Below are 17,790 nucleotides of genomic sequence, written 5' to 3' on the forward strand. Positions count from 1 at the left end.
ATCATTTTAGGTTAAGTTTTTAACGGTATAAAGTAAAGTGTCCAACAAATTCTCTTTCATCACGATCGCCGTTCAGTTTAATTACATACCAGTAATCTCCGGTTGGCAATTCGTTGTCTAAGTATGTTCCATCCCAACCTTCAGAATCAACTTCTTGTTCGGAAACCACTCTACCATAACGATCAAATATTTTTATTAGTATTTGAGGGTATTGTTCAATGTTTCTAGGTATCCATAAATCATTCTGCCCATCGCCATTAGGTGTAAAGAAATTATCAACTTCAATGTCTATGAACTCCATAAATATGTTAGCAATCGTAGAACATCCGTTCTCATCAACAACACGAACTTCGTAGGTGTCTGTTCTTGTAACATAGAATATATTATTATCACCATTGTCAAAACCATCGAAGTAGTAAGTATAGCCTTCACGACCACCTTCTACAACAGCAGTTATTTCATTCATGTTATTCTGCTCCAAAACAAGTGTCAATGGCTCAAATGCTTCTATTACAAAGTCAATTGTTTGTAAACAACCGTTAGAGTGTGCAATGGTAATATAATGGTTACCTGGTGCCGAGTTTCTAAAATCAGGATTCAACTGAAAAGCAGCTGGATCAACAGAATCTATCGCATAAAGCACATCGCCGATTACACTATCATCTTCTAAAGTTATATTCACAAAATTGTCTGGTGTATCACTTGAACATTCATAAACTGGTACTACAGTAGCATTTAAGTTTACACCTGTTTCAATATCAACTACTACGTTAGTATCACAACCATTGGCATCTTTAATTACGATTAGGTAATTACCTGCAGCCATGTCATAGAATTCTGTTCTGTTCAATACAAAGTCTGCATCGTCATTAGAATTCAGTGCCGTGCTATATGGTGCCGTACCACCTGTTATTTCAAGGATGATAGAACCATCTTGACTATCAACACAAATTTCTGGTGTTGTCTCTGCAGTTACTTCTAAACTTGACGGCTCTGAAATAGTATATGTCAAGTATTCGAAACAGCCATTTTGATCTTGTGCAATTATTGTATACTCACCAGCTGTCAATTCGGTAAATGTACCATCAGCATAAAACTGGTTCAAGTTCGGAGAAATTGCATATTGATAACCACCAGCTCCGCCTGAAAGTGTCACCGTAATCTCGCCATCATTTTCACCAGAACATGTAATATCTATTACGCTATCTGTATATGTCAATGGTGTTGGCTCTGCAATAACAACGGTTTCAGGTGTTGTTTCACAGTCATCACTAATTACAGTTACATAATATGTACCTGCACTTAAATCTCTGAATACACCTTGCGATTGTGGACCCGCAATTCTAGAAGCTACGCTTAAAGAACTATCTGTAAACAATTCATATTGGTAGTTTCCTAATCCGCCATCAGCAGTTGCATAAATGATTGCCGTGCTTTCGCCAGTACAATTTAGTACTGCAGCAGTATCATCAACAAATAACAATAATGGCGGTATTTCGCTTTCAGTAATTGCATTAGATATTGCAGAGGCACAACCGTTAATTGCATCACGCACATAGAATTGATATCTACCCGCTTGATATGTACCAGTTTCTGGCAAGTAAACTACATTGCCTGTCATTGGTAAGAAGTTGATGTTGTCAACACTATACTCGTATGAACCACTACCACCTGATGCGGTAAGTTCAAATTCTGCACCTTGTGCACATGTTAATGCGTCGGTTCTAATTAAGCTAGCCTGTACTTCGGTTGGTTCTCTTACCTCAACAGTATTCGTTGTGGTATCACAGTTCCATCCGTCAACTACAGTAATACTATAGAAACCTGCACCTAAATCATTAAAATTAGGATTCGTTTGTGCTCCCGTTGTAGTTGTAATCGTAGTACCAGTTTCATCATAATAGTTCAACTGATAGCTATACGTACCGCTACCGCCACCTGTTACATTTGCAGTAACTACGGCTCCAGTATCACCGTAACAAGCTAAGTCTGTTACAAGCGGAGTTGCATTTGCCACTATTGGCGTCGCTGCTGCCAATGTTTCTGTATAGTTTACTACACATCCGGCATCATCGGTAATACTTATGGTGTAGGCGCCTGAAGCTAAATCAGTAAATATTCCTTCATTAACATCATCCATTGTAAACACGTCACCAGTTGTCGTATTTGTTAATACAATATCATAAAGCCTATATCCGCCTTCAACCTCTACTCTAATCACACCTTGGTCATCAGTACAAGTCGCTTCAGCCAAAGGAGTAACAGTTCCGCTTAACGCTATATCCGGAGATATAATAGTCACCATATTCGTGTCTTCTGAACATAAAGGAACATCGGTTTCTGTAATGGTAACATAATAGCTACCGCCAGATAATCCTGTAATCGTTCTTGGATTAACACTAGTATCTGATGCTGTAGCAGAAATAACAGATGCACCTGCTGCAGTAAACACTTCATAAGTGTAATTACCAGTATAGCCATCGATATCAATTTCCAAACTTCCGTTAGCATCACCAAAACATGTAACCTCTGATACAGGTGTAGCTGTTGCCGTAATGAAATCAAAAGGTGCTACCGTATAACTAGCTGTATTTACATAACAACCCGTATCTAAATCTGTAACTCTAAATACATAAGAGCCTACAGTAGTTAAATCGTACGTAGCAGAAGTTGCGGTAGAGCTTACTAATGTTGCCGTTGTATTACCAATTGGTAACAACTCATAACCATAGTTATGTGCCAAGCCATTATCGGCAACGGTGATTGTTATTGTTTCATCAACAGTACAATTAATAGCTACATCTTGAGCAATTGAAGCTGTGAACGTGTTAATAGGTTGAATTGTAACCGTATCAAACGTAGTACAACCTTTGGCATCTTTTACATATACATCAATAGTTTGTGCACTTCCTGTGTCTGAAACATTAAATGTATTCTGTGCTTGGAAAATAACATTATCAATACTGTATAAATACGGAGCGGTACCTGTTCCAGCGCCAGCAGTTGCCGTTATTGTTGCGGTATTAACACTATTATCTGCTGAACAGTTAAACGCTGTTGCCACTGCACTAACCGTTAATTCTAATGGTTCTGTGATAGTTTCATTCTTGATGTCTTCACAACCTCTACTAGAAATTACTCTTACTTGGTAATCACCTTCTGTTAATCCTGTAAATAAAGGATTTGTTTGAGATGCAATCGGAGTAACCAAATCAGCAATATCATATAATTCATATTCATACTCAGGATTCGTATTCGTTGCCGGGTCAATGTTAGCGCTAATACTACCATCTGAACCACCGAAACAACTTACGTTTACAATAGTTGCATCTAATAACACTGGATCAACCGGCGCATCTAATGTCTGAGTTACTGTTCTTTCACAAACAGGGTTTGTCGTATCTAAATCACTAACCACAAAAGTGTATGTCCCTTCCTCAGTTAAGTTTGTAAATACTCCTGTTGTTTGCGTTACAACACTACCAGATGGAGTTGTCATTTCAAACTCAAGGTTTGTGGAACCACCATTAACATTTACGGTGATTTCACCTCCTGGTATTGATGAACAATCAATAGACTTATCTACTGTCGTAGAAACATCCATTTGCTCATAAAGCACCACCGCATTGGTTGTAAAAGGACAACCCCATTGGTCTATAATCGTTACGTCATAACTACCAGCACCAAGACCTGTGAATACTCTCGTGTTTTGTGGTGCACGGAAATCAGTACCGTTTAATCTTAATTGGTATGTATAGTTACTTCCTTGTCCGCCAGTAGGCATACTCACTTCAATTTCTCCTTGTAAGTTTGTGCAGTTCTCTATGTTTACTTCTAATATTGCCGCTATTGGGTCTGGAACATCCAAAACAATGTTATCTTGAATTAATCGCTCACAACCTTCAGCGTCACGAACCCAAGCTTGATATGTTCCGGCCGAAAGCGAATTAAAAGTAGCACCTGCCACGAAATCTACAGTTGCAGGAACTCCCACACCTACATAGTATGTATAGCCACCCCAACCACCAACTACGTCAGTAATCGTTATTGAACCATCGCCTAAAGCACAAGTAATATCTGTTACTACTGTTGATCCGCTGATTTCAGCTGTAGGTCCTTTTATAGTGAATGCCTCTGTCTTTCTACAGTCTGGGCTATTATCTTGTCTAATTAAAACATAGTAATTACCCGCTTCTAAGCTAATGTCCGCTGTAGGTCCATTTGTTGTTGCCTCTGTACCAGAAATAACAATGGTATCATCGCCGGTATTTGCCAGTGTCCCTTCAGTGTCATAAATAGTCCAAGTAAATCCGCCAGGGTATGTTGCATCAACTAATTCAAAGTTAACTGCGCCCGTTGCAGTGCCATAACAAATAACATCACTTGTTTTTACAATATCAATGGTAAATGTATTTGGCTCTACGAGAGTTTGCGTCGCAGAAACGATACACCCTGTATCTAAATGCCTTGTTAGAATCGTATACGATCCCGCAGATAATCCGCCGAAAACGTTCATTGATTGGTAGTTTACACCATTATCAATACTATACTCAAATTTAGTAGCATCACCTAAGGTTGAAGTTACGACGACTGTTAATTCTCCATCACTAATTGGATTACAAGTAACCGTATTGGAAACATTTGCAACTGCATTAGTAATCTCATCAAAAGGAAGTATGGTTTCAGTTGTGCTACCAGCACATCCTTTATCATCATACACATTAATAGTATAAGTATCTCCTGCTCTATTTGAAACGTTTAAAACGTTAGACCCACCAGATTGGACAACGGCAGAACTACTATCTACAAACTCATAGATTACATAGTTACCGCTACCGCCGGTTATGGCAGCCTCGTCAACTGTAATTGTAGCGTTGTTAGGATTATTACCTACAGTACAACCGAATTCTACAACCGAAGTATTGATATTCGAAATTAATGCAGGTTCATCAATTACAATGTTACCAGAAACCGTACTACAACCATTGGTTCCTGTTGCAGTCACAACATAGGTATTTGGAGGTAAACCCTCAAACGTATTGTTGCTTGGGTTAAATGTTCCTGCTACAGGAGATATGGTAAACGTTAACGGGTTTACTCCGTTTTCCACTTGTGTCAATGTAATTGAACCATCATTAGATCCAAAACAAGTTATATCTATATGAGAATCTGTAAATACTGGCTGAATGGCAGGAGCTAACTCTTGCGTTACAGGGTACTCACAAACAGGATTTGTAGTATCTAAATCTCTTACTAAGAAACTATATGTACCAGCATCAACCAAACCTGTAAATGTTGGGTCATTCAACTGAGTTACTGCAGCACCAGCTGGAGGCGTCATTATAAACTCAAGGTTTGTAGAACCACCAGTTACGTTGATTGTAATTGTACCACCTGGTATACTTGTACAGTCAATTGCTTTATCTACCGAAGTAGTAGCGCTCAACTGCTCATACAAGAATCTAGAAGTAGTAGTAAATGCACAACCCCACTGATCTGAAACAATTACATCATATTCACCAGCACCAAGACCAGAGAAAACTAGCGTGTTTTGTGGTGCACGGAAATCTGTACCGTTTAATCTTAATTGGTAGGTATAGTTACTTCCTTGTCCGCCAACTACATTGCTAACCGTTAATTCTCCCTGTAAATTGGTACAGTTCTCTTGAGTAACAAGTAAATCGGCATTAATATCCTCAGGAACTTCCAAAACAATATTATCTTGAATTAATTTTTCACAACCTTCAGCGTCACGAGCCCATGCTTGGTAAGTACCAGCTGTAAGCGAATCGAAAGTAGCACCTGCCACGAAATCTACAGTTGCAGGAATACCTACACCTACATAGTATGTATAGCCACCCCAACCACCAACTACGTCAGTAATCGTTATTGAACCATCACCTAAAGCACAAGTAATATCTGTTACTACAGTATTTCCTGTAATATCAGCATCAGGACCTGCAATATTGAAAAATTCAACATCGGTACAATACGGATTGTCTGTTTGTGAAATAGAAACATAGTATTCGCCAACACCTAAGTTAATTATTGGTGTAGGACCGTTTGCGGCTTCTGAACCACTAACGACAGAAGTATTATCGGTACGGAAAATTTCCCAATCGAATCCTGTGTTATATGTAGCGTCAACTAATTCAAAAGTAACTTCGCCAGTATCCGTTCCAAAACAAATTACATCACTTGTCTTAACAACATCGATTGTAAATGTATTTGGTTCCTCAATAATAGCTGAAGCTGTTATGATACAATCCGTATCTGTATGTCTTATTAAGAAGTTATAGTTTCCTGCAGATAATCCGCCGAACACATTGGTAGGAACATAAGTTGAACCGTTATCGATACTATATTCATATTTAGTAGCATCACTAGCAGAAGACGTTGCCGTAACCGTAATTACTCCGTCACTACCTGGCGCACAAGTAACTGTTGTTGTTACATCTGCCGTAGCTCCTGTTAATTCATCATAAGGCAATACCGTAGCCGTGGTGCTACCTGAACAACCATTATCATCATACACATTAATTGTATATGTTTCGCCTGTTCTGTCTGTAACCGTTAACACATTTGATGTACCAGATTGAACAACAGCAGAACTACTATCAATAAATTCATACGTAACATAGGTATTGCTACCACCTGTTATTGCTACCGTATCTACAGTTACCGTTGCATTATTTGAATTGTTACCAACGGTACAACCAAATTCAACAACATCTGCATTCACGTTTGTAATTTGTAAAGGAGTACCTACCGGACTATCAACTTCCAACTCGCACCCACGACCAGAAGTAACACCTACCACATAATCTTCTGCAGGTAAGCCTGTAAATGTACCCGTTGTTTGTGGTGTGCCAACCGGAGTTAATGTTGATGGAGCTGTTCTAATATATAATTGATATCCATAAACAGGGTTATCCATTGATGCATCTAACGTTGCAACAATAGTACCATCAGAATCACCAAAACAAGTAACATCTGTCATCACCGTAGTAAATAATACAGGTGTAGCCAATTCAAGTTCTATAGTGGTTTGAGCACTACATCCGCTTAGTGTAGTATCATATACAAAAGCAGTATAGGTACCAGAATCCAAACCTGTAAAGCTAGCCAATGGTTGTGGCGCTCCGTTTACACTTACACCACCTTCAAATAATTCATATTCGTAATTTGTAGAGCCGCCAAAGCCTTTTATTAAGATTTCACCGTCACCTTCTGCACATGATGGTTGTGCAACAACCTCAGCAGAAATAGAAACAGGAGTGAAAATTTCAATGTTTGCTGTGTTTCCACATCCGTTAAAATCACGAACCTGAACAGTATAATTACCAGAACTTAGATCAGTAAATTGATGTGTAGTACCCGCAGTAGTTAACGTAGAAGACTGGTATGAACCACTGTTTACACTAAGTGTGTATGGTTGCGACCCTTCGCCGTCTAACGTAATTTCTATTATAAAGTCACCCTCATCTGCAGTACATTGGTTGATTACCAATCCAGAAATATCTGGAGTTGGATCATCTGCAATAGTAACATCTATAGGTAAAGCTGTTGAACAACCATTTCCGTCCATTACATAAATATCCCAATCTGTATTTACAGAAGGATCTAATTCTTTGTAATTATTAGTTTCATAATCGCCAGCTACCGGAATAACTCCGTCTTCAACATAGGCATATGTGTAAGATCCATTACCACCACCTGCAACAACAGTTACGTTAGCGTCTTCTGAACAGTAGCCATTATTTTGGTCTGCTAGAGTCAACGTAACTGGGTTCGGTTCTAAAATTCTGAACTCAAAAGTATTTGTACACTCAGGAGTAGCTGCCTCTTTGAAGAATAATACATAATCACCTGGAGGAATATTCGAAATTGTTTCCGTAGCTGTTGGACCAGGACCGATTGGACCTGTAACACTACCTGAATATGCACCACCTAATGGTGTGTTGCTTATACTTTCTCTTAATTCATAATTTATAGTAGTTACATTAGGGTCATAATCTATAAACTCGAAAGCAATTGACCCATTTGTATCACCAAAACAAGCAACATCGGTTACTATTGGAGTTGGTACTACATCGATTGCTGATAAATTAGGAATATCTACCTCAACGAAACTAGAACAGTTTGTACCTGTATCAAAAACTTGGAAAACATACGATTGACCAGGATTAAGGTTCTCATAGGTTGCTACTTCCTCATCTGGATTAGCACCTGCAGCCTCTGAGTTAGGAATAGTTCCCGCACCATATATGGTGAAATCATAATTACCCGAACCACCACTTGCCAAAAGTTCAACTGTACCACCGGTTACACAACTAACCGCAGGTATAACAGCATCTACAGATAAGTTAGGGTTAGAAAGAACTCTTACAGGGTTTTCATAGTATTCACAACCGTTAGCATCTAACACACGAACATAATAATCACCAAATGCCAGACCGCCAAAATTAACTACGGTAGCAGTCGTATTTACGACTGGGTTGGTACTAGTCGTTGTTGCAAGGTTATTAAGGTTATCGTAAAGTGTATATGTAAAATTAGGTGCACCACCACTTGTAATAGTAATTTCAATACTACCCGGCACATCACCAACGCCAACACCTCCACAACTAACATCGGTAGCAACCACATTTGCATCGAATAATACTGGGTCAACAACAGTTGCGCTGCCATTATAAATACATTCTTTAGAATCCCTAACAATATAATTATATGTACCTGCAGCTAAACCTGTGTATACTCTTTGGCTTGTAAAAGCACTACCATCAAAACTAATTTCATATGGTGATGACCCAAAATTAGGATCAACGTTAACTTCAACAATGCCGTTAGTGTCACCAAAACAAGTAGGATTGGTAATTGTTTCCGTTGCAACAGGATTTACCGTTGCGGTAACCGTAACCAAATTAGAAACAGCTGTACAACCTTGGTTATCTGTTACTCTAAATCTATAGGTACCAACTGTTGAAGTTGAATACGGGAATGTTCCTGCAAAAGCAGCATAGCCACCACCATTAACATCTAATTCATAGGTGTAAGGAGCATACCCACCATTGGCTACTAAATTCATAATTGCCTCTGGTGATACCGTACAATCTAAGTCTTTATTTAACGTAAGTATTGTGGTTAGTTGTGGTTCAATATCAAATGCTACGGTATCTGTACAACCGTTAGCATCTCTAATTTCAAAAGTGTAACTACCTGGTGTAAGGCTTGCAAACGTATTATCAGTTACAAATGTACCCGTACCTAACCTGTAGCTATAAGGAGCCACACCACCAGTTGCACCAACTTCAATAGTTGCAGAACCTGAAACAGAAGAATCAAAACACACATCAGAACTTGGTAAAATACTTGCTACCGGCGCAACAGGTGCTGTTAATGTAAAAGTATCCGTATCCGTACATCCGTTTGCATCGGTAACAGTTATAGTATGTAAACCTATTTGATCAAGACCAGTAAATATTCCTGTGTTTTGTGCTGGTGTTAACGAAGCGTCTGGTAATTGAATTACATAAGAATATGCAGCAGTACCACCTGTAACCGTAATATCTACAGCACCATCATCTATACATGTAGGTTGTGTTGCCGTATTAGAAACCGCTAAAACTGCAGGCTCATTAATAATTTGAGTCAATATTTCTGTACAACCGGTAATTGGGTTGTCAACATCTCTAACATAGAAAGTATAAGTACCAGCAGCTAAACCTGTTATTTGGTGTATTGCATCTGTATCGCTACCTTCAATAGTTGCAAAAGCACTATCATAGCTATACTCATAACCACCTGCTCCAAAATTCTCAACTTCAAAAGTTATGGTGCCAGAATTATCGGCATTACAATCTAAATCTTCATGAGATAAAATTGCAGCTTCAAAAGCATTACCATCTTGAACATCTACAATAATATCCGTAGTACAATCACTACCATAATCTACAGTAACAGTATGTTGACCAACTGCTACGTTATTAAATACATTGTTACCAATTTGAGGCGTATTACCATCAATGCTGTATGCATACGATGCATCATTTGGAAGTATTGTAATTATTCCTGTTCCATCACAACTGTAATCAACACTACTTGTTAAAGAAGGAGCCGTTGGTAAAGGAGCAATAATGATATTTGGAAGGCTTATTATACATGCAATATTATTTGCATCTCTTACTTGAACGGTAAATGTACCATCAGACAAGTCGGTGAAAACTGTTCCGCCAGTAGTTGCGGCTGTCCAAGTACCACCATTTAAGCTATATTGATAAGAACCAGAACCACCGGTTGTAGGGGTTATACCACCAACGGTGATCTCTGCTAATTGATTACAAGTATAATCTTCTGTCTGTGCACTTTCTGCTACTATTTCGGGTAACTCATCTACATCAACAGATAAAGTAATTTCACAATCGTTTACATCTCTAACTCGAACATCATAAGTACCTGCGGTAAGGTTATTAAAAGAACTTTCCGTACCGAAAGTACCACTATTGATACTATACGTATAAGGTGCCTCACCACCACTTGGGGCTAAAGAGATACTACCATTATTTCCACCAAAACAAGTAACATCTACAACAGTTTCTGTTGCGGCTACAGGAGCATCTTGAGCAATAGAAATATCATACATCGCAGGACACGCATCTGCGCCTCCATTATTGTCTAAAACATAAACATCGTAATCTCCAGAACCAGAAACGGTAACCGGATTCGTTGTTGCATAATCGCCAACTGTTGGAGTAACTCCATTGGCAACTACCGCATATACATAATTACCATCACCACCTGCAGCGGTAATATTTATTTCACTATCGGTACCACAAGCTGTAATTGTACTAGCACTTGCACTAACCGTTACTTGTTGTTCGATAGTTATGGTTTGAGCCGTAGCATCACAACCAAATGCATCTGTTACTTCTATAGTATAAGTACCATTTGAAAGTCCCGTGAAAGTATACGTTGTAGCATCTATTGGAACCGGAGTAACATAAGAACCACCATTGATTCTAAATTGGTAATCACCATTTCCTGCAGTAACATCTACCACAATAGTTGCATCATTACTACCACTGTAACACGTTGTTTCCTGTAAAGTGAAAATTGGTGTTTCTGGTGCTGTAACTACAATTGGAGTATCGCTTACATCTATACAACCATTTGTATCTCTAGCACGAACGTAATACGTACCAGCGGGCAATCCGTTAAAAACAGTATCTGATTGGTATGTAGTTACAATTCCAAGAGTATCTTCTTCTAATTGATACTCATAACCAGGAGTACCACCAGTTGCACTAGCCGTAATTTCTGCGCCACCATTGTTACATGTAAAATCTTGTGTAAGATCTGCATCGGCAACAACCAATGTTGGCTCTTCAATAATTTCATCGAAAAATGTGATACAACCTGGCAAAGAACTACCTGCTTCTCTAACATAAACTCTATAACTACCAGCTGCAAGTCCAGATATGGTTTGTGGAGATACCGTAGTACTTCCCAAAATACTAGCAAAATTATCTAAGCTATACTCGAATCCGCTTGTTCCGTAGTTGTCAACTTCAAAAGTTATAGAACCAGAATTATCTGCATTACAATCCAAATCTTTAGAAGAAAGCAAAGACGCTTCAATAGCATTTCCGTCTTCAACGGTAACCGTAATATCTGTGGTACAATCACTACCATAATCTACGGTAATAGTATGCTGACCAACTAAAACATTATTAAATACATTATCACCTATTTGAGGAGTATTACCATCAATGCTATAGGTATACGCTGCATCGTTTGGAAGAATTGTAATTATCCCTGTTCCATCACAACTATAATCAACACTGCTACTCAAAGATGGTACTGTTGGTAATGGAGCGATTATAATTTCTGGAAGATTTACAACACAATTAATATTGTTTGCATCTCTAACCTGAACCTGATACGTATTATCCGTTAAATCGGTAAAAACTGTACCGCCAGCCGTAGCCGCCGTCCAAACGCCACCGTTTAAGCTATATTGATAAGAACCAGAACCACCCGTTGTAGGTGTTACGCTACCAACAGTAATTTCTGCTAATTGATTACAAGTATACGCTTCTGTTTGTACGCTTTCTGCTATTATTTCAGGTAACTCATCTACATCTACAGATAAAATAACTTCACAATTATTTACATCTCTTACGCTAACATTATATGTACCTGCGGTAAGATTATTAAATGAACTTACGGTGCCAAAACTGCCACCATCAATACTATACCTATAAGGAGCTTCGCCGCCACTTGAGGCTAAGGATATACTACCATTATTTCCGCCAAAACAAGTTACATCTACAACGGTTGGTGTTGCAGCAACTGGAGCATCTTGGCCTATATTAATATCATAAACTGTTTCACAAAAATCTGCGTTTCCGCTATTATCCCTTACGTATACATCATAATCACCTGTTCCAGTAACCGTTACTGTATTGCTTGGGTCGAAATCACCCGCGGTTGGTGTAATTCCGTCAGCTACTACAGCATATACATAATTACCATCTCCACCAGCACCACTAATAGTAATATCGGTTTCAGTACCACAAGCAGTAATGTTACTTGCACTTGCAGTTACCGTTAAAGCTGGATTTACAGTAATACTTTCTGTACCTGTACAATTATTGCCATCTCTAACATCGATAGTATATGTACCCGCTGCAAGTCCAGAGAATATATTGGTACTACTAAAAGCACCACCATTCAAGCTATATTCAAAAGTTCCATCTCCACCAGAAGAAACACTAGCTGTCAATGTCAATAATACAGCAGCATCAAAACAATCTTGATTTGGTGTAATTACTAAAACTGGTGCCGTTGCAGGATCTAAATCGAAAGTAAAAGGAATGCTACAATTGTTAGCATCGGTAATTGTACCATTATAAGTTCCTGATTGAGATAATCCATTAAAAGCGCCTGTAGTATTAGAACCAAATACAGTAGCATCAGGATTATTAAGTTCATAAACATAACTTCCCCATCCGCCTGTAGCAAGAACACTTACACTACCTGCTGATGTACAACTAGGTTGTGTTTCTATTAAACTAGAAATTGTCAATGCCGAAGCCGGACCTTCTAATTCGTGAGTAGCAGTATATGTACAATTGGTATCCGTGTCTACAATTTCTATTGTATAAATACCAGCAGCTAAATTGTCGATATTATCAATTAAAGCTTCGGTACCACCAGTTCTTTCAACTCCTGCAGGACCTGTAATTGTATATGTAAAGTTTTGACCCCCTTGGAAGTTAACATTAAAACGAATAACCCCATCTGCAGCTCCAAAACAACTAATTGGTTGTGTAGTTTGCCCACTAGCCGATATTGGGTTAATCGCATTTATCGTATAATTTTCTTCATAAAAACAACCATCGGCATCTGTAACTCTTACCGTGTAGGTGTCAGGTGCCAAACCTTCAAAAACAGCTTCATTTCCTGAAGTGCTTGTTGGGCTAAGAGCAGAAGGTGTTGTAATTGTATATACATATGGTGCAGCACCATTAATTGCGTTTACCGTTAAATTAGATGTTCCAGTTGGACATGTAATTTGAGACTCCGTTATGGTTAAATCCGTTGGTGGATTTGGTCTGTCAATTACTATTTGGTTTGTAACAAAAGTACAGTTGCTAGCATCTCTTATGGTAATGGTATAAGTACCATCTGTAAGATTTTCAAAGCGATTTGCGTTTGCTGTTGTATCGGGAATAAAGTTAATTCCATCAATACTATATGAATACGGTGCGGTACCACCAGCCACATTTTGTGCTTCAATTATACCTTCTTGTAAACAGGTATAATCTTGAACCAAAACAGCTTCGCCACTAATTGCAGCAGTTGGTGCATTGATTGTAAATGTCTCTTCTGATAAACAAGTAGCTGTGCCTCTTGTCTGAGAAATTTCAACCCTATAATTACCTGCGGCAAGGTTTGGAAAACTACCAGTACTATTGTCCGTCAATGGTTGATTTGTGCCATCAAATAGAGCGAATGCCAAAGTATATCCATTTGCGCTTGCGACATTAAATTGAATTCTACCCGTAGTTTCGCCAAAACAAAGCACATCTGTAACCGTTGTTGGGTCGAAATCTGCAGTTGGGTGAAATTCTATTGTTACTGTATTAGATTCTACATGACAACCTCTTTCATCTAAAACTAGGAATATATATTCACCTGGTCCAGAAACACTAATTTCAGGATTATTACGAAAGTTAGTTGCTGGTATGTCAGAATAATCTGCATATGAGGTAACCGTTGTACCGCTATCATCTACATAACTCCATATTGCATAGGTATAGTCAGGCTCACCACCACTGGCATTCATAGAAATGATACCATCTTCACAAGTAATATGTTGCGTAACACTTGCGGTTAATTCTAAATCATTTTCATCTAAAACAGTTATTTCTTGTCTATGTGAACAACCATCATCAGTAGAAATATAGGCAATATAATCACCAGCACTTACATCTCTAAATGTAATATTATTATCACTTTCTCCATCTTGGCTATCTACGATAGTTCCCAATCCTCCATTGGTTCCATCATTTAATCTAATCTCAAAAGAATAAGGTGGATCTGCATTGGTAATTTGCAGATTAATTGTACCCATGTTAACACAGGTCTCAGGTGTAGCGGAAACTTCATAACTAATAACACGTTCACGAATAGCAATGGCATCAGTAGAGTATACACATGCATTTGCAATTGGATCACCATTAGTATCCGTTGGTGTATATTCAACTCTAAAAGAACCACTTTCGCCAGGTCCAAAATCAAAACTAGAACCGTTATTTGCACTAAATGGTACTATAATATTATTTGTTAAAGCATCAACCAGCTGAAAAGCATATCCATTACTAGCAGGTATTGTTATATTACCATCAGTATCACAAACGATATCCCTAGTAGTAGGCTCACCAAAATCAACGGTATTTTGAAAAGCTTTGAAATAAAAACGACTTATACAACCATTGTCGTAAATTACCGACAACCTATATTCACCTGGTGCATTCAAGGTATAATTACTTCCTGTACCAACTTCTGACCAGGTACATGTAAGTGCTCTATTTGCACAATCTTCACCCGCTTCAGCATTTGCACCACAGCTACCTTCATCTAAAAGTTCCCAGGTAACACTGTCTGCATCTACAATATTTACTATTAATGGTTGTGTATCATTAATACCACAAAGAAATATTTTTGGAAGTTCAGTGCCATCGACGCAATTGACAATTTCGCCAGGAATGTCATTATTAGGGTCAGTATCATTATTGACCTCGTTGAAATATTCAGTCACAGGATTAGGAGTTGCCCCAGAACCAAATGGTACTACCGTAATAATTTCTTTAAATCCTTTACATGGATCTGCAACAATTTTGTCTACGATATAGGTGCCTACTTCAGCAACCGTAATGGTACTTGGATCATTATCAGGATCACCATCATTTATTTCAACATCTATAGCGGTATTGAGTTCACCATCATTATCTACATCACGATACCACACATAAGAATCAAAACCATTACCTGCGTTTAATTCAGTGTCTAAACCACAAAGTTCTGTAGTTCTTGCGAAGTTACAGGCAGCAAGATCATCCAACAGAAAATTGGTTGCACCAGGTACCGTAAATCCACAAGCCGTAAAATCAGAAACACTTGGGTCATCAGTAACTTGTGCAGAATTTTGCACACCTCTATAAGTACCATATGCTAAATTTTCAATTTTATCTGAACACGCATCAATGAAATCAAAACAGTCTTCTGCTACTTGTACTGTAAAAAATATAGAATAATCTGGGTCTTTTTCATTAACATAAACATCTGGTATATGAAAAACAATTTCTCTAGTGTCTGGGGTATAGGTATACGTAATTTCATGACAAGTTCTTGGAGTACCTTCACAAATAGGTGCTGGAAATGTAAAATCTGAATCATTGAAAAAACTACGATTACCTTGAGGGCCAACATTTATTGGTAAAATATCTCTAATAGTATACCCTGTACCATCATCATTACCTATATTATGAAAGTTAAGCTCATAATCTATTATTTGCCCTAAATTTACACCTTGCCCAGTAATAATACCGCTGTCATCACCATAATCACTACCATGCTCTCTTACCACTTTCTTTAAAACAATATCAGGTGCAATTATGTCAACATCAAAAGACGCAAAAAAGATATCATATTTATCTTGAGAAGAACTCGCTCTTAAAATAGCACTTGTAGCATCGTTAGGAATAATACTATTGTCAGTACCATTGGGTATATTAAAATAATCCACATCCCAGCCAAGGGTGTTTAAACTATTAGGGTTTCTATCTAAGACCGGATTGCTGCCTATGGTTATACTTGAATTAAAAAAGTTATCGTCATCACCTGTATCATTTATTAGGGTAGTAAAAGTACCATTAGCATTTATTTGTAATGCGTCTCCTTCTAATGCGTTATCACCTTCTAATGCAGCAACACCCATGTTGGCCCTAACCGGGAAAGGAGCGGGTAATGTCGTAAAACCAGATACAGGAATATCTAAGGTTTCGCCAGAAGCAATACCAGCATACCCATCAAAAGTAGTAATATACTTATCATTGGGTAAATTCGGGTTTTCATAAACTACCACCATTTTCCAACCACCAGAGATACCTCCTCTAACAAAATCCGTATTATCTGCAATAATATTTGCTGCAAAGTATTCCCCATTAGGATCAGCCAATTCAGCTACCATTGAAGTAACGTCTTTATAATAAGCATATGGTGTATAACTACTAAATCGAGCATCAGTAATACCATCAAAAATTTCTTCTCCAACAATATCTTGATAAGCACCGCCTGGCAACTTAAATTTTATATTTCCTAGATTAGATCTATCTGATTCTGTATATACCGCAGCCCAATATAACCCGGCATACCGTACAATTGCACAATCAATATCGGGTACTGTTAATGTAGCACTACTTGAACTAAAAGTTGAAGGGTCATTATCAACATCTATGTAACGAATATCAAAATTATCATTTGATGTAGATGTATCAGGATTGTTATCATTGTAAGGGTCATTAGGTGTAGTTGCAGGTCTAGTGACCCACTCTACTCTCCATCTACCATTTCTCCATACCCATTCCCAACGCGCACTTGCAGCATTCCGCCTGTTCACAATATTATTCGCAATGAAAGTAATATCTCCACGAATATCTGCCTCATAACGTGGCGAAAAATCCTTGCCAATTTGAGAAGAGGCAGTTTGTAAACCTAGCGCTAAAAATAAAATGAAAAATAAACATTTTGAGTAATGTTTTCCCATAAGAGAAATGTGTTTGGTAAAATCTAAAAATTGAGTCAGTCTGGTCATTTTGTAAATTTGTTGAAGCCTTCCATTCATTCGATATCCATTTCGCATCGTTCAACAGGGGAATTCTCCATTAACAAATATTATCCATACTGGTTGGGTTAAGAATTAATTGTTGTAGTAACGAGCATTTCTGTTGTGAAACAGCAAATAGAATGGGTTTGTGATTTTGAGAAAAGAGTGTATTTCAACGATTAAGTACCCACTAGCGTAACTTTAATGTTTTGTTTTTTTTAATAATTAGGCAAAAATTAGTTGTGAAAACTCTCGAAAAACCTACCAGTTTTTGAATTCTAAAGTGGCAATTATTATATTAGAAGGGCCCAGTATTTGATAGAGGAAATTCGATTTTAAGCGGAAAAAAAATTGAGATAATACTATTAAAAAATGAGAGTTTTGAAGTCAATTCTTTC

1 protein-coding gene is annotated in these 17,790 nt (G+C 38.0%); it reads right to left on the reverse strand.

What is annotated here, in order from left to right; translation table 11 throughout:
- Positions 1 to 19 precede the first annotated feature (19 nt).
- Positions 20 to 17,380: a T9SS type B sorting domain-containing protein gene (locus ACJJVT_RS16440; RefSeq protein WP_405400139.1), complete on the reverse strand. Its 17,361-nt coding sequence runs from the start codon at positions 17,378 to 17,380 to the stop codon at positions 20 to 22.
- Positions 17,381 to 17,790 lie beyond the last annotated feature (410 nt).

The sequence above is a fragment of the Maribacter sp. Asnod2-G09 genome (assembly GCF_045063795.1).
Lineage (GTDB): Bacteria > Bacteroidota > Bacteroidia > Flavobacteriales > Flavobacteriaceae > Maribacter.

Excerpts from the sequence above, each read along its gene's own strand:
- ACJJVT_RS16440 (WP_405400139.1), bottom strand. The coding sequence starts at position 17,380 with ATGACCAGACTGACTCAATTTTTAGATTTTACCAAACACATTTCTCTT.